An 18,660-nucleotide genomic window follows, 5' to 3' on the forward strand; every position below is an offset into this window, starting at 1 on the left:
TTTAAAAAAAAACGCAGGTAGGGGGGTATATTAACAAAACCAAATATTATAAAACTTAAGATATCAAGCTTTCTTTCTCGCTCGCGAATGAATTCTATAAAAACTATAAAAACATTATTCCTAAATAGGTGACTGCTAGCATCTAAAACCGCTCCTCAGTTACATCTTCCCTATATTTATATCTTGAAAAATTTAATGTATATAATCTAGTAATGCTAAATACTCCGAAACCGCGCGGTCGATAGAAAAATACATTGCTCGCTCGATTAATAAGTCACGCTTTGTAGGAGCGTGCAATGTTTTTAACATTGCAGCAGATAGTGCTTCTATATCCCCAACTGGTACTAAAGCTCCATATTTCCCATCTGCTAAAATCTCTCTTGGACCACTCAGACAGTCTGTAGCGATCGCAGGACAACCACAAGCTAAAGCTTCAATTAATACTAGTCCTAATCCTTCCCAGCGAGAGGAAAGTACGAATACGCTTGCCCTACTCATATACATATAAGGATTGTCAACAAAACCAGGCATGGCGACATCTGCCGCAATACCTAACTCGCGTACCAATGCCTCTAGTTCGCTCCGAGATTCCCCTTCTCCCAAGATCAACAAATGAGCTATTGTTTGCTTTCTTAATAGTGCGAAAGCTTCGATCAGAGTTGAGAAATCTTTTTGCTCTGTTAATCGACCGACAGCTAAAAAAACAGGTGGTGAATCCGCTTGAAACCAAGGATGCTCTAATGGAGCTTTTGCCTTAGCAATCAGTGCATCATCTACGATTGGATTGTAAATAACATTGACTTTTCCTGTTGCAAACCCGAGTTGTACTTCTAAATCCCGCGCTACACCTTTGGAAACACCGACGATATCATCAGCACGAGGATAAAGCAATTTTACAAAAGGTAAAACTAAGTTCCCTCGGAGTAAATTACTTTTAGCAACTGACAAGTGAACGTGTTCTACTAGAACCAATTGGGTGTTTACACGAGCTAGCTCCTTGGCAACAACAGCTGCTATGTTAGTATGGTTCATCTGCGACAGTAATGCATAAGGCTTCTCCTGCCGTAAGTAATTTGATAGAGGTAAAATTGCCTTCACTACTCGTTCTACGGCAAAATTTACTATACGTACTTGCTTTGGTACCTGAGTCAAGTAGCACCCTTCAGCATTACCTAGAATCAAGTCCAAAGGAATATTTTTTGCAACCAAACCTTTAAGTAAATTGACTACTACTCGTTCCGCACCTCCTCCTACCAAGTTAGGAACAAACACTGCGATCCGTCTTTCTGTAGACATAAGCTTAATCCTTAAAAAAAATGCTTTATTTATATCTATCTAGTTTTTTTTATCACTTGGAGCTACTGTTGTTTTTATGAACGCGCTGATTTTGCAAATGCTTTGCTGCAAAAAATAGTAAGAATAAGAAAGAAAATACATAAACACAGCTGGTAGACAAAGCTATCCCTTTAACTCCCAACCAGATCGCAAATATATAATTGGCAGATATGTTTACGAGCAAGCTCAAACCACAACACCACATGATTACATGGTTGAGCTGCATTGATGAGATAAATCTGAACAATAAAAGATTGCCCAGATAAAAAGGTATTTGTAAAGCAGCAAGATTTTGAATTTGGGCTACTAAATGCGTGTTTTCATCTGTAAATGCTCCTCTTTGAAAAAGGATTTGAACTAAAGGCTCAGAAAAAATAATTAAAAGTCCTGCTAGAGGCACAGTGGTAAAAAAAATGAGTCGAATATAGTACTTTAACGTATGACTTATTCCTACCCAATCTTGGCAAGCAACCATCTGGGAAGCATACGTAATTACAGCAGCACTTAATGCTGTAGCGATTAAACTCATAACGGATGCAATAATTCTGTTACCGTAATTTAATGCTGCCACACTTCCAGGCGCTAGCATTGCTGCCATTGCTTGATCCACCGAACTAGCACTACAAAGTAGTAATGCTCCTGCAACCATTGGAATATATTGGCTAACTACTTGACGCAAGCGATCGTCAAATTTATACCATCTTGGCAGCAGTGAAATACCTTGTCGGCGCAGTGCAATTCCTAAAATAACTATTTCTATAATTGCACCACAGATCAGTCCTGCTGCTAGGGCAAAAATACCCCAAGACTTAAAACTCACAAGTAGTAAAATACACGTAGTTGGAGTCACGAGCGGAGACACTGCCGCTAGCGCAAATCGTTCGCCTGCATTCAAAATTGCGCTCCAGGTTTGGATAGTTCCTGACAGCAAAACAAAAGGTGCGATCGTGCAAAGTAAGCGAAATGTTAGGTCTAACTTCTGGGAATTAAACCCCAATGCAATCCAAGGTAGATACAGTGGCGCAGTAGCCACCAATAGTACAGTAGCGATTCCTAAAACTCCTAAACCCAAAACTACTGCTCCAGAAAATAGTTGCTGAGCAGCTTTCTTACCTTCCTGTTCTCGTACCCGAACGTAAGTAGGAATAAGGGCTGCGGTAAAGGAAACAACTAATACGTTAATGCTCAGCTCGGGGAGCATTAAGGCAATTAAAAATGCATCTTGATCGTCTCCTGTACCAAATCTCCAGGCAACCACCAATTCTTTAACCGTAGATGTTGTTTTGACAAATACTGTGAATAAGCCAACTGTGACAACTGCACTAAAGATTTTGCGGTTGATAGAGCCACTTGTCAGCTTGTTCCATGTAGCTAGAAGATTTTGCATTTTTCAATTTTCTACTATGGCTATCTCTAAACTACATAATTTTTGCCGATCAAACTCACAGCTTATTTAGTTATTTGTGCTTATATTCAAGCTTACCTAACTTCAAATAAGTTCTACTTTAGAAATAATTATCAGAAGTTAGAAACAAAGAAGTAAAAGACTATAACTAAGATTTAGAGTATATTTCCATTCCGCCATTTATAATGAATAAATGATATTTGTATCAACTTACTTATAGCTTGGCTTTAAACCCAAGTAGCTGATCCGAATAATTAATGAGTTTGACCTTGCAGTTGAACTTTATTTTCTTCCTATTATGGTCATTCCTCTAAATACTATTAACCTATTTGCCACTTTCCTCCTGACCGCGTAAGGAAAAGAACCAATAACTTTTTCGCTTACCTGAATGAGTGAAACTACAATCGGGTTTAAGGGAAGTTCAAGGTGAATTCTTTTCTGACTTTTACAAAAAATAACTCTGGAGAACCCAACCTCACAAAAGAGTTTGTACAGTTCGCTGATTAAATATTCTCTCAAGTGGAACCCCGTAGCAATTTCATCAAAACACTGCGAGACATCATGCGGTCCTGATAATCTATTTGGCGTGCTACAGATATATAACCCTCCAGGCTTCAGTGCCTTGTATATATTCTTAAGCTGGTCAAAGGCATCATCAGGATGTAAATGTTCCATCAGTTGGTTACTGTAAACAATATCTACACTGTTTACAGGAACAGGAATACTAACACCATCAGAAACAACTACTTCACAATTAGGAGGTATTTTTAGACCTTTCGTAACTTCGTTAGAGACATCAACTGCATAAGCTTTTTCTACGTACTTAGCAACTTCAAGCGATACACTACAATCTCCAGCTCCAATTTCTAAAAATGTTGAATTATGTTTTAAAAACCGCTTCAAAAACTGCATTGTTTGAGCTACAACTTCAGCCCAAGTTTCAGCACCAAGCTTTTGCTTCAGTTGCGTGTGAGATGGAACCTTTTGAAAAAACTCATCATATAAAGAAGTATAAAGTTGCAGTCTTTGTCTTTCCTGCCTGGTAGAGTTACGTAGTATCCTGGCTAGCTGTTTTTCGATCTCGTACGCCTCTTTAACTTGTTCAACTGTCATATTGTTCTGTTTGGCGTACTTCCGTATAAGACCTTTTGACATAGGGCAAGTTTTTTTACAAAGTAAACGTGTATTAAGATTTTACAACAGAGTAAATGAATTTTTGAAACAATCTCTAGAACATCATATTACATTTTTTATATTTTTTAACCGCTTGCCAACATCTAGACATAAACATCTAGACATGGTGAGCCACGGAGCATTTTTGAATTAATGCTCCGCCCTGCTGAAATTATCTTTTTAATAAGATATTCTGTGACAACGTCGAGTTAGCGCAACTGAAAAAATGTATTACCTGAATAGCTTTCTCCTTCTGTATTCGGATCGATGATAACGTTTCTCAATAGAGAATTATACCCTGTGGATGCCTCCCACACCTTATTGTTAGCCAGTCTGATGGAATAGGACGGGCGCTTAGACAACCTGTAAACGGGATCGGGTAGATTTAATAAGACCTGATATTCTCCTGAAGTCATAGATGTCGGAATCCCGCCTACTATATTTACTGTTTTAGTCTTACAAGGCATCCACATCCGGACAGCTTCTGGTACAGGTAAATAGTAAACTTGGCCTGTTTGACGGTTACGTAAAATCACCTCTAGATTGCGAGGGTTGTAGGGACTAGCCCATCCGTCGTTGGTAATCTGAAAACTCATGGAAAAAGTGCCAGCTGGTTTTACCCTACTTAGAATCTTGGAATCGATTAACCGAAAGCGATAGCCCAATCGCCTTTTAATCTCCTCCATACAGCCTTGATTTATCCACCCTTGGTACACGGGTTTTGAAACGTTACCGTTAGCATTTGCATTCATTCCACTCCAATGCATGCGGGCAAAGTCAGTTAAAGCACCTGAGCAGTCATCCCATTCAGGGGGATTGCTTGACCAAGCAGGTTCGCCTCCCTGTACCACGTATTGTGTCTCTAGGTTGAGCCATGATTTTACTCGTTCTATAACATCTAGGTGCGTAGAAACATAAGTTCCGCCATCATCTATACCAGCTCTAAATCCATCATTATGATGACCAGTTCTGGATCGAGCAGAACCATTAAAGGCTTCTGTAGATGTTAGGGAATTATTGTTATTAAATAGTTGCTGTTTCTGTTTGTAGTACCGAACTGCAACCATGCGGTCTTTAGGAAGTATTGATAAGAGTTTTAAAAAAATTTTTCTGGCATCGTCGCTCACATCTAAAGTTGAGTCTCCTACAAGCTTGTTAGTTGAGTCGTGCCATTCTCCCCAGTATCCTATAAAACCTGCTTCCATGTAAGCGATCGCATCATAATTACTTCGCAGTATTGGCTTCAGTTGCTCGAGGTGAGCAAGTATTATACTCGCGGGAGCGTCGGGACCACCATTGAGCCAATTGTAAGTAAATCTGATAATGATTTTAATGCCAGCTTGTCTAGCTGTTTTTAAGTCATTTGTTATTTGAGTAAGAAATGATGATGATATTGGTTTATCTCTAAATTCTGCCAGCAAGTAATACCGCCGAACCATAGACATACCTTCACTTCTCAGTTGTTGTAGCTCTGAGAGCTGTAAAGGAGAACCAGGTTGCTCTACCAGGGGGTTTTCTGATAAGATGACAGGCTCAATTGACTTGTAAAAACCTCTTTCGGGATTTGGAAAATTTTCCGAACTACCTTCATATGTAGTAGTCACTGTAGGAGCTGGAGCGGCAGTACAAGAACCCGCGATCGCCATAGTTGCAAGCAGAGCCACAGACAATTTGAAGGATTGTAATATGTACTTGATTTTCATAATATACCTCTGGAAAGTAATATTTTATTGCTAGTTATTTCTCTGTAAATCTTTACTTTCGGTCAGAAAAATAACCGCATTTAAGTTGGTACAAAGCAAATAATGAGCTTGTCTTGTACAGTTCAAGTCTTATTTACATAGAGCGCGTACAAATTAAAATTAACTTCATATTGAATCAGTAACCAATAGAAATTACACTGATTTATAGGATAGCGAGATTATACGTAAAGAGCGAACCGAGAGAATTATTTACTCTCGAAGCTAAGATTTGCCTATAATTACTAGATTGTATTTTGAAATAGATTAACAATAGCGACGACTAAATTTGCTGAATATTAGAAATTATTTGCTGTTCGTGGTAAATATCAGTAAGTTTGAAGACTTTAAATACTATTCGCCTTAGTTCGGAGTGGCATAGTTGTATAGCAGACTAAATATTTTCCAGAGGCGTTTACCTAGTTGACAGCTATACTTCACGCCGCGATCGGTAGAAATTCGTAATCTAATTACTCAGAACACCGATCGCAAGTACTTCGTAGACCGCGAGTCCCTATGTCGTCCACTTATGTTACGATCAAAGACTAAGTATATGTATAAGCCTCCAAACCGCAACTACTATCAGTATTTATCTAGGTAGCAGCAAATAATGAGAGGACAATAAAAATGATTACCGTTGGTTGTGCTGCTGCTTGTATATCCTCCACCGTGTTGTCCAATTGTGAAGAGACGACAAAAGCAATGCAGCTACAAAAATGTAATTGGCAGCAAAATAGCGAGAACTTGAAGAAACAGCGCGATCGCACTCTCAAACTTTAAAATCAAGCTTAAATTAGTTATTGCCCGAACTCTAACCTTGCTTGTTCGACAATCTCTTCTGTCACAATATCTTGACCCCGCGATCGCGTCAACTGTTCTATGCGCGAGATTGCCTGAGAACGAACGAAAAAGGGAATCTTTTTTAACTTAATTTGGGCTTCAGTCGTCCATTGTAGGCGATCGGTTAAGTTTGAGTCTGACATGGTCGTCACCATCAACTGAGATTTGAGTGAGCAAGAAGCAATAACTGCGATCGCACTTCGCTCAGGTATCTCCTTTGCACCACATACAAAGATTCTGTCATAAAACCCGTGCCATGCGAAAGGCTCCCGCTCTAACGCAGGAGCCTTATCAATTTAGGTTGGAGCTTAACTCCAACCCCAAAATTGTTTTAGTCTAATTCGCCCATAGCCATTACTGGCTCGGATTCACGGTTAATACCGCGCTCAAAACCAGCAGCCGCAGCGCGAGCGCGACCAGCGTGCCATAAGTGACCGACTAGGAAGAAAAAGCCTAGTACGAAGTGAGAAGTAGCTAGCCAAGCGCGAGGAGACACATAGTTAAAGGAGTTAATCTCCGTAGCCACACCACCTACAGAGTTGAGAGAACCCAGAGGCGCGTGAGTCATGTACTCAGAAGCACGTCGTGCTTGCCAAGGCTGAATGTCGTTCTTGATCTTTTCTAAGTCAAGACCGTTAGGACCGCGTAGTGGCTCCAACCAAGGACCTTTGAAATCCCAGAAACGCATTGTCTCACCACCAAAGATGATTTCCCCTGTAGGAGAGCGCATCAAGTATTTACCCAGACCTGTAGGACCTTGAGCGGAACCGACGTTAGCACCCAAGCGTTGGTCGCGGATCAAGAAAGTCAAAGCTTGAGCTTGAGAGGCTTCTGGACCTGTAGGACCGTAGAATTCGCTGGGATAAACGGTGTTGTTGTACCAAACCATACAGGAGGCGATAAAGCCCATCAGGGACAAAGCGCCCAAACTGTAGGAAAGGTATGCTTCACCAGACCAGATGAAAGCACGACGCGCCCAAGCAAAAGGCTTAGTAACGATGTGCCAGATGCCGCCAGCAATACAAATCAAACCAACCCAGATGTGACCGCCGACAACATCCTCTAAGTTATTAACGCTGACAATCCAGCCTTCGCCGCCAAACGGAGACTTCAGTAAATAACCAAAGATAACTGCGGGGTTGAGGGTTGGGTTAGAGATGACGCGAACGTCACCACCACCAGGAGCCCAGGTGTCGTACAAACCGCCAAAGAACATGGCTTTCAGCACCAGCAACAATGCCCCACATCCCAAAATAATCAGGTGGAAACCAATGATGCTGGTCATTTTGTTCTTATCTTTCCAGTCGTAACCAAAGAAAGAGGAGTACTCTTCTAAAGTTTCTGGACCGCGAATCGCGTGGTAAATTCCACCAAATCCCAACACGGCGGAAGAGATCAGGTGTAATACGCCAACGACGAAGTAAGGGAAAGTATCGATGACTTCTCCACCAGGACCTACACCCCAACCGAGAGATGCCAGGTGAGGTAGCAAGATTAAACCTTGCTCGTACATGGGTTTTTCTGGGATGAAGTGAGCAACTTCAAATAAAGTCATTGCTCCTGCCCAGAAAACAATCAAACCTGAGTGGGCAACGTGAGCGCCCAACAGTTTACCGGATAAGTTGATCAATCGGGCGTTACCAGCCCACCAGGCAAATCCTGAAGATTCTTGGTCGCGACCGCCACCTAAGGTCAAGCCGCGATTAAACGATGAATTATAGGGCGTTTCCACGTGGTAGAACCTCCTCAGGGAACTCGAAGTTTTCGTGGGGTTGGTCTTGAGGTGCCATCCAAGCACGGATGCCCTCGTTGAGCAGAATGTTTTTGGTGTAGAAGGTCTCGAACTCGGGATCTTCCGCTGCCCGCAGCTCTTGAGAGACGAAGTCATATGCCCGCAGGTTCACCGCTAAGCCGACGACTCCCACCGCACTCATCCACAGTCCGGTCACTGGCACGAACAACATGAAGAAGTGCAACCAGCGCTTGTTGGAAAAGGCAATGCCAAAAATCTGCGACCAGAAGCGGTTTGCCGTCACCATCGAATAGGTCTCTTCCGATTGGGTTGGGTTGAAGGCAGGGAAGGTGTTGGAGCTATCGCCGTCTTCAAACAGCGTGTTTTCCACCGTCGCCCCGTGAATCGCGCACAACAGCGCTCCACCTAATACCCCGGCGACTCCCATCATGTGGAACGGGTTGAGCGTCCAGTTGTGGAACCCTTGGAAGAACAGCAAGAAGCGGAAAATCGCCGCGACTCCAAATGAAGGCGCAAAGAACCAGCCGGACTGTCCCAAGGGGTAGAGCAAGAAGACGCTAACAAAGACCGCAATTGGACCTGTGAATGCTAAAGCGTTGTATGGTCTGATTCCGACCAAGCGAGCAATTTCTAACTGCCGCAGGCAGAATCCAATCAGCGCAAATGCCCCGTGTAAGGCGACAAATGCCCACAAGCCCCCGAGTTGACACCAGCGCGTGAAGTCCCAGTTCGCTTCTGGTCCCCACAAAAACAGCAATGAGTGCCCCATGCTGTTGGCTGGGGTCGATACGGCTACGGTTAAGAAGTTGGCTCCTTCCAAGTAGCTGCTGGCAATCCCGTGGGTGTACCACGAGGTGACGAATGTCGTTCCGGTCAGCCATCCACCTAGTGCTAGGTAGGCGCAGGGGAATAGTAATAGCCCCGACCAACCGACGAATACAAATCTATCGCGCTTGAGCCAGTCGTCGAGAACGTCAAACCATCCTCTTTGACTCGGTGCGCGTCCTACTGCAATTGTCATTTAAAATCCTCTGGGTTTACTAAAAATTGCAACGCTTTTTGAGGAATTAACTTTTTGTTGACTAGGAGATGGTTTAGATCCAACTCCGCAGGCAAGAAAATCGTTGTAGTAACTAACGCCTTTCTCACTAGAATGCCATGGCAGTGTTGCCGCGAAAAGCAGCAACTTGACAACACGGCTGATTAATGTTTCTTAATCGATCGCAGTGACCGCACCTCAAGCCCAATCCACAAAAGCGAATTGGGTGTTTAGTGTTAGATTATAGTCTAATCAAATATGAGAATTTTTACAATTTGACACAAGTTTTCTCAGTTCTCTCAGATTGTTCGCAGGTTGAATCAGGAAACCTACTATGTGAATAATAAGAGTGGAAAACCGCCTTCAGTAGTTTAACTGAGCAGGGTAGTGACATGACGGCATCAACAACCACCAATTCCGGTGATTCGGAAGCTAAGGCAAACAAGAATAGTACTTCCAGCAGCTTGAATCAGAAAGTTTTAGGTTCGCGACGATTCAGCAATTACTGGTGGGCTACAGTCGTCTCCATCGGTGGGATAGGCTTTTTCTTGGCTGGACTTTCTAGTTACTTGCAGATCGATTTAATTCCTTTTGCCGAGCCGACCCAGCTCGTTTTCATTCCACAAGGTATAGCGATTGGATTTTATGGAGTCGCAGGTCTGCTGCTAGCGCTGTATCTGTGGGGCATGATTTTGCTGGATGTAGGCGGTGGCTACAATGAGTTTGACAAGGAGAAGGGCGAATTTCACATTTTTCGGTGGGGATTTCCGGGGAAAAACCGCCGCATCGAAATTAAAGCCCCCTTACAAGACATTCAAGCTGTGCGTTTAGAGATTAAAGAAGGCTTGAACCCGCGTCGAGAACTTTATCTACGAGTCAAAGGACGGCGCAATATTCCATTGACGCGAGTAGGTCAACCTCTATCTATTACCAAGCTGGAGAACGATGGAGCAGAATTGGCTCGATTTTTAGCTGTGCCGCTAGAAGGACTGTAATTTCATCAAGTAATTTAATTAAAAATGCAGAATTTGCCAGGGGAAACCAGATGTACCCTGGTAAAGCATTCTGAAGGAAGATTTTGCCTTCTGATACTTTTTACCTAAGCGCGATCAAAGAGGCAAATGCAGTTAAAAGTCCAGCAGTGGTTGGTTTTAGTTTTGATTATTGGTGGGTTATGTTTGGCAGGATGTACGCCTAACCAAGTGGCTAATTCTGCTTCCCCCGATAATGCGGCAGCTGAAACCACACCTGTACCTGCAATTCAAACAAGTAGCGTTCAAATGAAGAATTTACCAACTCTAGAGGGAATGGCAACAGTTGTGATGACAGTGAAGGGGCAGCCCATTACCATCGAGGTAGATGGCAAGAATGCACCTCTTACGGCTGGCAACTTTGTCGATTTGGTACAACGGGGTGTCTATGACGGACTGGTATTTCATCGAGTCATCGGTCCCCAGAGCAAGCCACCAGAACAACCTTTCGTGGTACAAGGAGGAGATCCGCAAGGTAAAGACCCCAATTTTCCACCACAGCGGTTGGGTACGGGTGGTTTTAAAGATCCAAATACAGGGACAGAACGTCAAATTCCTTTAGAAATTAAGCCAGCAGGGGCAACAGATCCGATCTACAGTCGGACGCTGAAAAGTGCGGGAGTCAGAAAACAACCAGTTTTACAGCATCTCAGGGGTGCTGTAGCGATGGCGCGATCGCAACAGCCAGATTCCGCCTCTTCTCAGTTCTATTTCGCCCTTGCCGATTTGAGTTTTCTCGATGGGGATTATGCCGTATTTGGTAAAGTAACTAGCGGTATGGACGTAGTAGACAAAATTCAACAGGGCGATCACATTGACTCTGCTAAAGTGACTGAAGGCAGTGACAAGCTGAAAAACGGTGGTAAATAATTAATCTCTGGGCACACGGCGTGTGCCCCTACTCTTAACTCTTACCCCAAAGCGTGGAAGTTGTTGTCACAGGTATTGGTCTCATTTCCAGCTTGGGAAAAAACTTAGAAACTAGCTGGGAAAACTTAATACTCGATCGCATCGGTATTAGCTTACAGCAGCCCTTCTCAGAACTAGCGACTCGACCTCTAGCCCTGATTGACGAGCAACCAACAAATGCGATCGAGTTAACTCAATTAGCAGTAGCAGCTGCTCTAAAAGATTCAGGCTTAGAATCACCTTTACCAGACTGCGGCGTAGTCATCGGTTCTAGCCGCAGCCAGCAAGCAGTTTGGGAAGAGCTGATAAAGTCAAAAGTTGAAAGTCAAAAGTCAAAAGTTGCTTCAACTCCCGACTCCCGTACGGGCGGGTTTAGAAACCCGTCCCTACCGACTCCCGAATTCTCAGAAACTTTACCAAATGCGATCGCCACAGTAGCAGCAAGACAAATTGGAGCAACAGGTATAGTATCGTCCCCAATGGCAGCATGTGCGACAGGGATTTGGGCGATCGCTCAAGGGAGTTTATTAATCAAAACTGGGCAATGTCCCCGGGCAATCGTTGGCGCAGTGGAAGCGCCGATTACCCCCTTAACTTTGGCTGGATTTGGGCAGATGGGCGCACTGGCAACTACTGGCGCTTATCCATTCGATCGCCATAGAGAAGGATTGGTGTTGGGGGAAGGCGCATCTGTATTAGTACTGGAATCAGCACGAGCAGCCCAGCAGCGTTCGGCAAAAATTTACGGTCGCGTTCTAGGTTTTGGCTTGACGAACGATGCTTTTCATGCTGCTCAGCCAGAGCCAACAGGAAAAAGCGCGATCGCCGCAATAAAACAATGTTTAGACCGTAGCAATTTAACACCGAAAGATATTGGTTACATCCACGCTCACGGTACGGCGACCCAGCTCAACGACAAGCGCGAAGCACAAATAATTCAGTATTTATTTCCTCATGGGGTTCCCGTAAGTTCCACAAAAGGAGCCACAGGGCATACTTTGGGAGCTTCTGGAGCGATTGGTGCGGCATTCTGTCTGATGGCATTACGTCATCAAATATTACCGCCATGTACGGGACTGCGATCGCCTCAATTCGATCTCGATCTAATGGTCACGTCGCGAAAAGCAGCAGTCAGGCACTCACTCTGTTTGAGTTTTGGCTTTGGCGGGCAGAATGCTGTTTTAGCCTTGGGCAAATAGGAAGAAATAGGTTCGCCGCGAACGACATTTTTCTGTCACATTCATATATCACCCTAGAGATAAAAAACGATTACAGCCAAACAAATATGAAAGTAAAAACTTACGGTTGGATGAAAGGAGTAGGGAGTGCGATCGCCCTATTAGCTATTGCAAGTTGTTCTGTGACACAACAACCTAACGCCTCCACAACTGCACAAACGACATCGCCTGATTCATCATCGAGCAATCTTAGCGTCTCTGACAGCAGTAAAGTCGCTGTTGCTCAGGGCATTCAAAAAACGACCGTAGCAGAAGGCTTAGACCATCCGTGGAGCCTTGCATGGCTACCAGATGGATCGATGTTAATTACCGAGCGATTGGGACAATTGCGAATTCTGCGGAATGGGCAACTCGATCCAACACCGATTGCAGGAGTTCCCGAAGTCCTCGTAGGTGGTCAAGCTGGTTTGATGGATGTTTCAGTTCACCCGCGCTTCGCTGAAAATCGCTTAGTCTATCTCACCTATTCCCACGGCACAGAGCAGGCAAACCGCACCCGCCTCGCCCGCGCTACATTTGATGGGAAAAGCTTGAGCAACCTGCAAGTTATTTTTGAGGTTTCCCCAACTAAGTCTGGCTTGCAACACTTCGGTTCGCGGATCGTCTGGCTGCCTGACAGTACTATGCTATTGGCGATCGGTGACGGTGGCAACCCACCGATTCAACTCAATGGCGAGTTAATCCGCCAACAGGCGCAAAACCGCCGCAGTCGTCTTGGGAAAATTGTGCGGCTCAACGATGATGGTTCAATACCACAAGATAACCCCTTTGTGAAATCTACTGATGCTGAGCCTGCGATCTGGAGCTACGGACATCGCAACATTCAAGGCTTGACCTTCGACCCAGTGAATAAACGTATATGGGCAACAGAACACGGTTCGCAGGGTGGTGATGAACTCAATCTCGTGCAAGCAGGCGAAAACTATGGTTGGCCGATCGTCACGTATAGCCGCGAATATAGCGGAGAAGAAATCACCAAAGAGCGATCGCGCCCTGGTATGGTAGATCCCAAACTCGTCTGGACACCATCAATAGCACCTTCGGGTCTAGCATTCTATAGTGGGGACAAATTCCCGCAATGGCAAGGCGATTTATTTGCAGGTGGACTTGTCTCCCAGGATGTGCGGCACATTGATTTAGATGCTCAGGGTAATGTGGTCAACCAACAGGCGATCGAGATCGGTCAGCGCGTGCGCGATGTGCGCCAAAGTCCCGACGGACTGCTGTATGTCTTGACGGATGATAACAATGGACAGTTGATTCGTCTCGAACCTAGTAGAGGATAGGCAAGATAAAAATTCAGTAGGGGCGGGTTTTGTCCTAAATTTCGAGCTGTGGTTGTAAATCTCTTTGCTAAACCCGCCCGTACAATTATCAGAGCGGGTTTTGTCCTAAATTTCGAGCTGTGGTTGTAAATCTCTTTGCTAAACCCGCCCGTACAGTAGGGGCAGGTTTTGACCAAAAATTGCTGGCATTAGCTGTGAATCTAGGTGCTAAACCCGCTCGTACAAAAGTCAAATAGTTATAAGTTATTAGCAACCGAAACATAAAAATCAAAACTGTGGAATTATGAATTCAATCGATCTAGCATTTGCTCCTGCTCTAGAACAAGCGCGATTAATTCGGAACAAAGAAGTTTCGCCACGGGAGTTAGTGCAGCTTTATTTAGAACGAATTGAACAATTCAATCCGCAGTTGGGTTGCTATTTTACAGTGATGGCAGAAATGGCGATCGCTCAGGCACAAACTCAGACGGAAATGCTAGCTGGCACTCAAGATCCGGCTGAGATACCACCTTTTTTTGGCGTGCCGATCGCGATCAAAGACATGAATCCCGTAGCTGATGTCCCATGTAGTTATGGCAGTCCAGCACTGCGCGATCGCGTCGCGACTTACGATGATGCTGTGGTAGCGCGGGTGAAACAAGCTGGATTTATTATCTTGGGTAAAACCGCAACTTCTGAATTAGGTTCTTTTCCCTATACAGAGCCGATGGGATTTCCTCCTGCCCGGAATCCTTGGAATCCAGAGTATACACCAGGAGGTTCTAGTGGGGGATCGGCGGCGGCTGTAGCCGCAGGATTGTGCGCGATCGCCCAAGGCTCCGATGCAGGCGGCTCGATTCGCGGTCCCGCCTTTTGTTGTGGTTTAGTAGGCATCAAACCAGCACGGGGACGGGTATCCTATGCCCCATTGGGCGATCAATTAAGTGGTGTCGCAGCCAATGGTCCTATTACCCGTACTGTCTCCGATGCTGCTGCCTTACTAGACGTGATGTCGGGATACGTGACGGGAGATCCGTATTGGTTGCCAGCACCAAATGCCTCATTCCTAGCTGCTACGATGCGATCGCCCGATCGCCTGCGAATCGCATTTACCAACTCGCTACCCCAAATCGGGACGGCAGATCCAGTCTGCCAGCAAGCAGTTTTGGGTACGGTTAGGCTATTGGAAGCAATGGGTCATCAAATAGAAGAAGGCTGTCCCGATTTCACAGGATTAATCGAGCCATTTACTGCTGTGTGGCAAGCAGGCGTAGCTTATGCGGGACTACCAAAAGAAATCTTACAACCGATGAATCAGTGGTTGCTCGAACAATCGGGTTCTGCCGGAGATTATCTCCGTGCTGTCGCGCAGGTACAAGTTATTGCCAGACGGATTGTGGCATTTTTCGACTCAGTAGACGCGCTGATCTTACCCACGTATATGCACCCAACAATTCGAGTTGGTGAGTGGGCAGCATTAAGCCCAGAAGAGACGCTACAAAAAATTATTCATTGGGTCGCTCCCTGTCCGCCTTTTAATGCTAGCGGACTACCCGCGATCGCTATTCCCACTGGTTTTGCGCCTAACGGTTTACCCATCGGCATTCAAATCATCGGTCGTCCTACAGCCGAAGCTACTATTATTGCGATCGCCGCCCAACTCGAAGTCGATAAATTTTGGAGCCAGCATCGACCAGCTATTGGTAATGAGTAAGTCAAAATTCAAAAGTCAAAATTCAAAAGTTGGAAGTCGGGGGAAAGAGAGCTGGGGAAGAGAAGAGAGCAATTACCCATTACCCATTACCCATTACCCATTACCAAAAATGTAATATTTCTGATTCGATATGGGCATCTTATATTAGAGATGAATCAGAAGCATTTATGACTAGTAGTGAAGATACTCTGCGGGCTTTGCGTGCAGCCCTGCTTGTTTCGCCCGATAATCTACCGCTCCGCCAACATTTGGCAGATACTTTAATGAAATTGGGGCAATTTGAGGAGGCAGAACAAGAGTATCGCCTTGCTCTGTCATTGATGCCTGAAAACCAGTTTCTACAGCTCAATTTGGCTTCTGTTTTTTATCAACAAGGCAAAAATTCTCAATCAATGGTGCTGGTCGAAAATCTGCTCAAAAGCTCCGATCCTCCAGCTTTTGCTCACTTACTCTACGCTCGTTTGCTTCTCCATGCTGGCGATGCCACAAATGCAGCTGCACATTTCCATATAGCTGTTGTACTCGATCCAGAAATGAACGATCCTATGTTGGCGGCTCGGCTTGGCATCACTGATGTTGCTACCCAGAAACTTTCTGTTCCAGAGCGCAGAGCGCCAGAATCTAAATCGCCAGAGTACAAAATACCGGAGTACGAATTAGATGTTAGTAATGCGCTTGAAGCACCCTTGGAGCAACCATCAATCACTTTTCAAGACGTTGGTGGAATGGATGCTATTAAGGAAGAAATTCGGCTGAAAATTGTTCATCCATTAGCGCACCCAGAAATTTATCAAGCTTATGGTCAACGAATTGGGGGAGGAGTATTAATGTATGGTCCCCCTGGTTGCGGTAAAACTTATTTAGCCAGAGCTACAGCTGGAGAAATTAAAGCGAGATTTTTATCTATAGGCATCAATGATGTCTTGGATATGTGGCTGGGTAGTAGTGAAAAGAACTTACGCGAATTGTTCGAGCAGGCACGACGATCTAAGCCTTGCGTGCTTTTTTTCGATGAAGTCGATGCTCTAGCTGCCAAGCGCACTGATATGCGGTATAGTAGCGGTCGTCAGATTGTCAATCAGTTTCTTGCCGAATTAGATGGTGTAGAAAGCCCTAACGATGGCATTCTGGTTTTAGCTGCTACTAACGCTCCCTGGCATTTAGATTCAGCCTTTCGCAGACCAGGGCGCTTCGATCGCATTATGTTTGTTCCACCACCCGATCGCCACGCACGGGTAAACATTTTGCGTATCCTCTGCCGTCATAAGCCAGTTGAAGATATTGACTACGATTATTTAAGTAAAAAAACTGCTAGTTTTTCTGGGGCAGATTTAAAGGCAGTTGTAGATTTAGCCGTAGACAGAAAACTACAGGCAGCAATTCAGCAAGGGATACCTAAACCTCTAGCAACTAAAGATTTTTTAGCCGCGATCGAACTAATTCATCCTTCCGTTGCAGAGTGGTTTGCGACTGCTCGTAGTTATGCAACTTATGCCAATGAAAATGGAATCTACGACGATATTTTGCATTATGTGCAGTTAGAAACAAAGGGTAGAAACAAGTTTTTTTAATTTTGCTTTTTATTTGAAAACACAGGAATTCATAGCAATAAATACGAAAAATGTAGGATGCGTTAATTAACGCATCCACTAGTTAATATGGTTTTACCGAAAATCGAAATATACAAAACAGCAATGATTTTTATGTTTACAAACTTAGAAAAAGCATTAATTTTAATCGAGCAATCGCGCTACAAGTTGGCAGCAATAGAAATTGAACGGCAATTAGCCATCAATCCAAATAGTTCTTTTGCCCATGCTTTATTAAGTATATGTTTAATAGAATTGAATCGAGATCGAGAAGCAACTCAAGCAGCGAAGCAAGCAGTATATTTAGCGCCTGACTTATCTGATACTCATTATAATTTAGCAAAAATTCTCTATATTCAAAAACAACTCAAGCCAGCTAAAAAAGCAGTTCAAGAAGCGATTCGCTTAGACCCAGAAATTGTTGATTATTTTGCTTTATTGTCAGTTATTCAATTAGCCCAAGGAGATTGCGATCGCGCATTGTCTAGTGCGGAACAGGGATTGAGCTTGGATGCCGAGAATGTTTTGTGTCTCAATCTTCGCGCTATGGCTTTATTACGCCTACGCCGCTATCAAGAAGCACAAACCACATTGGATGCAGCAATCTTTCAAGACCCTGAAAATCCAGCCGCTTATGCGATTAAAGGTTGGGTATATTTATATTGTCGGAATAGAGATTTGGCTGAACGATATTTTCGCGAATCGTTACGACTCGATCCCGAACAAGAACAAGCACGCACGGGAATAGTAGAAGCTTTGAAGTTGAGATACTCGTTCTATAATTTTGTATTTAACTATAGGAATTTTTCGAGACAAATTAATATTTTTTTGCGGATAGCATTTGTGAGTATTTTTTTGGTTTTGAGCTTGTTTAATTGGTTCTTTTTACTAATACCATTCTCGATGTTACTATTAGAAATGGTTCAAACTTTGTTTAACCTACTGCTCAGATTTGACACCCAAGGGCGATCGCTCCACATCCCCACGCATTAATTCTGCTGGCGCGTACGGTAGCATGAAGGAATCGGCAGCGCGATCGCATCGCGTTGATATCTGTTCCACATCGCGGGAGAATACCCATGCCACCGAGAATTACCGATCCAGTTGCATGGCAACAGGCAGAACTCTTAATGCAACCTGCTTTCATTCGCATCATCGACCACATTCGCAAGCATTTAGACGAATCAGCGTGGCAGGGAACTTACGAGAACGTATTAATCTGGTCTCCAGACACGACTGAGGAAATGAAAACTAGGGTCATCTTGCTGCTGCAAGAGTTGGATGGTGCTTCTCCAGAACGCACGGCAGAAATAGAACAGGCGATCGCCAACCTTCCGACTCCCCAACCAGGATATCAGTTATCTCTACAAAACCAAGACCAACAGTATAATTTCGACCTGTGGGAACTGTGCTATCAAGTTTGCTTTCAGCAGTACAATACAGACTCGACATCCACTAATAGCTCGGTAGAAATTGATACTAGTTTGATCGACGATACTGGAGAAATAGACTGGCAGCGTTTAGATATTAAAGCAGGTGCAGCAGTCGAACAAGTCTTTAGTAGTTTGCCGAAGATTTAGTGAGGGGTGAGGGGTGAGGGGTGAGGAACGAGTATTCAGTAGTGAGTAAT

General features: G+C 44.3%; 16 protein-coding genes. 9 read left to right on the forward strand and 7 right to left on the reverse strand.

The genetic code is table 11. The annotated features are described in order from the left end of the window. Window positions 1-192: 192 nt before the first annotated feature. The 4 genes from N4J56_RS03730 to N4J56_RS03745 form a co-directional block, all read right to left on the reverse strand. Window positions 193-1,296, reverse strand: coding sequence for a glycosyltransferase (locus tag N4J56_RS03730; RefSeq protein ID WP_317105210.1), 1,104 nt, complete (start codon window positions 1,294-1,296; stop codon window positions 193-195). A 52-nt stretch (window positions 1,297-1,348) separates the two neighbouring features. Beyond that, window positions 1,349-2,722 (reverse strand): murein biosynthesis integral membrane protein MurJ, encoded by a 1,374-nt coding sequence (gene murJ, locus N4J56_RS03735; protein ID WP_317105211.1) that lies wholly within the window; start codon window positions 2,720-2,722, stop codon window positions 1,349-1,351. A gap of 300 nt (window positions 2,723-3,022) precedes the next feature. Next, window positions 3,023-3,853 (reverse strand): class I SAM-dependent methyltransferase, encoded by an 831-nt coding sequence (locus N4J56_RS03740; RefSeq protein ID WP_317105212.1) that lies wholly within the window; start codon window positions 3,851-3,853, stop codon window positions 3,023-3,025. 269 nt (window positions 3,854-4,122) lie between these two features. Beyond that, entirely contained in the window at window positions 4,123-5,577 is a 1,455-nt protein-coding gene (locus tag N4J56_RS03745) for a DUF4832 domain-containing protein (RefSeq protein WP_317105213.1), read from the reverse strand. Window positions 5,578-6,279: 702 nt separating this feature from the next. Between N4J56_RS03745 and N4J56_RS03750 the strand changes: the two genes are divergently transcribed. Next, a complete protein-coding gene (locus N4J56_RS03750; protein WP_317105214.1) occupies window positions 6,280-6,432 on the forward strand; it encodes a hypothetical protein in 153 nt (50 codons plus the stop codon). Window positions 6,433-6,449: 17 nt separating this feature from the next. Here the strand turns inward: N4J56_RS03750 and N4J56_RS03755 are convergent, their stop codons facing one another. From N4J56_RS03755 to psbD, 3 genes are all read right to left on the reverse strand, one after another. Beyond that, window positions 6,450-6,635, reverse strand: coding sequence for a PCP reductase family protein (locus tag N4J56_RS03755; protein ID WP_317105215.1), 186 nt, complete (start codon window positions 6,633-6,635; stop codon window positions 6,450-6,452). A gap of 188 nt (window positions 6,636-6,823) precedes the next feature. Beyond that, window positions 6,824-8,224 carry a photosystem II reaction center protein CP43 gene (psbC, locus tag N4J56_RS03760; RefSeq protein WP_317105216.1) on the reverse strand — a complete coding sequence of 467 codons (1,401 nt, stop codon included), beginning with the start codon at window positions 8,222-8,224 and terminating at the stop codon, window positions 6,824-6,826. Beyond that, complete coding sequence (gene psbD, locus N4J56_RS03765; protein WP_015153746.1) at window positions 8,208-9,266, reverse strand: photosystem II D2 protein (photosystem q(a) protein); 1,059 nt, start codon at window positions 9,264-9,266, stop codon at window positions 8,208-8,210. Before psbD ends, psbC begins: the two co-directional genes overlap by 17 nt. A 410-nt stretch (window positions 9,267-9,676) precedes the next feature. On the opposite strand from psbD, the gene N4J56_RS03770 reads away from it, so the two are divergent. The 8 genes from N4J56_RS03770 to N4J56_RS03805 all read left to right on the forward strand — a co-directional run bounded on the left by N4J56_RS03770 (window position 9,677) and on the right by N4J56_RS03805 (window position 18,610). After that, a complete protein-coding gene (locus N4J56_RS03770; RefSeq protein WP_317105217.1) occupies window positions 9,677-10,279 on the forward strand; it encodes a photosystem I assembly protein Ycf4 in 603 nt (200 codons plus the stop codon). 126 nt (window positions 10,280-10,405) lie between these two features. Continuing rightward, window positions 10,406-11,185: a peptidylprolyl isomerase gene (locus N4J56_RS03775; protein WP_317105218.1), complete on the forward strand. Its 780-nt coding sequence runs from the start codon at window positions 10,406-10,408 to the stop codon at window positions 11,183-11,185. A gap of 53 nt (window positions 11,186-11,238) precedes the next feature. Further along, window positions 11,239-12,423, forward strand: coding sequence for a beta-ketoacyl-ACP synthase (locus N4J56_RS03780; protein ID WP_317105219.1), 1,185 nt, complete (start codon window positions 11,239-11,241; stop codon window positions 12,421-12,423). 86 nt (window positions 12,424-12,509) lie between these two features. Next, window positions 12,510-13,748 carry a PQQ-dependent sugar dehydrogenase gene (locus N4J56_RS03785; protein WP_317105220.1) on the forward strand — a complete coding sequence of 413 codons (1,239 nt, stop codon included), beginning with the start codon at window positions 12,510-12,512 and terminating at the stop codon, window positions 13,746-13,748. A gap of 283 nt (window positions 13,749-14,031) precedes the next feature. Further along, window positions 14,032-15,441, forward strand: coding sequence for an amidase (locus tag N4J56_RS03790; RefSeq protein WP_317105221.1), 1,410 nt, complete (start codon window positions 14,032-14,034; stop codon window positions 15,439-15,441). A 167-nt stretch (window positions 15,442-15,608) separates the two neighbouring features. After that, the gene (locus N4J56_RS03795; protein ID WP_317105222.1) at window positions 15,609-17,012 is read left to right on the forward strand and encodes an AAA family ATPase; all 1,404 of its coding nucleotides are present in this window, start codon (window positions 15,609-15,611) and stop codon (window positions 17,010-17,012) included. 132 nt (window positions 17,013-17,144) lie between these two features. Next, window positions 17,145-18,023, forward strand: a complete 879-nt coding sequence (locus N4J56_RS03800) for a tetratricopeptide repeat protein (RefSeq protein ID WP_317105223.1) — start codon at window positions 17,145-17,147, stop codon at window positions 18,021-18,023. A gap of 86 nt (window positions 18,024-18,109) precedes the next feature. Continuing rightward, entirely contained in the window at window positions 18,110-18,610 is a 501-nt protein-coding gene (locus N4J56_RS03805; RefSeq protein WP_317105224.1) for a hypothetical protein, read from the forward strand. Window positions 18,611-18,660 lie beyond the last annotated feature (50 nt).

Source organism: Chroococcidiopsis sp. SAG 2025, assembly GCF_032860985.1.
In the GTDB taxonomy this organism is placed as follows: domain Bacteria; phylum Cyanobacteriota; class Cyanobacteriia; order Cyanobacteriales; family Chroococcidiopsidaceae; genus Chroococcidiopsis.

Coding starts and splice junctions, on each gene's coding strand:
- N4J56_RS03800 (WP_317105223.1), top strand. CDS start 17,145: ATGTTTACAAACTTAGAAAAAGCATTAATTTTAATCGAGCAATCGCGC.
- N4J56_RS03805 (WP_317105224.1), top strand. CDS start 18,110: ATGCCACCGAGAATTACCGATCCAGTTGCATGGCAACAGGCAGAACTC.
- N4J56_RS03750 (WP_317105214.1), top strand. CDS start 6,280: ATGATTACCGTTGGTTGTGCTGCTGCTTGTATATCCTCCACCGTGTTG.
- N4J56_RS03730 (WP_317105210.1), bottom strand. CDS start 1,296: ATGTCTACAGAAAGACGGATCGCAGTGTTTGTTCCTAACTTGGTAGGA.
- N4J56_RS03775 (WP_317105218.1), top strand. CDS start 10,406: ATGCAGTTAAAAGTCCAGCAGTGGTTGGTTTTAGTTTTGATTATTGGT.
- N4J56_RS03740 (WP_317105212.1), bottom strand. CDS start 3,853: ATGACAGTTGAACAAGTTAAAGAGGCGTACGAGATCGAAAAACAGCTA.
- psbD (WP_015153746.1), bottom strand. CDS start 9,266: ATGACAATTGCAGTAGGACGCGCACCGAGTCAAAGAGGATGGTTTGAC.
- N4J56_RS03770 (WP_317105217.1), top strand. CDS start 9,677: ATGACGGCATCAACAACCACCAATTCCGGTGATTCGGAAGCTAAGGCA.
- N4J56_RS03785 (WP_317105220.1), top strand. CDS start 12,510: ATGAAAGTAAAAACTTACGGTTGGATGAAAGGAGTAGGGAGTGCGATC.
- N4J56_RS03755 (WP_317105215.1), bottom strand. CDS start 6,635: ATGTCAGACTCAAACTTAACCGATCGCCTACAATGGACGACTGAAGCC.
- murJ (WP_317105211.1), bottom strand. CDS start 2,722: ATGCAAAATCTTCTAGCTACATGGAACAAGCTGACAAGTGGCTCTATC.
- N4J56_RS03790 (WP_317105221.1), top strand. CDS start 14,032: ATGAATTCAATCGATCTAGCATTTGCTCCTGCTCTAGAACAAGCGCGA.
- N4J56_RS03795 (WP_317105222.1), top strand. CDS start 15,609: ATGACTAGTAGTGAAGATACTCTGCGGGCTTTGCGTGCAGCCCTGCTT.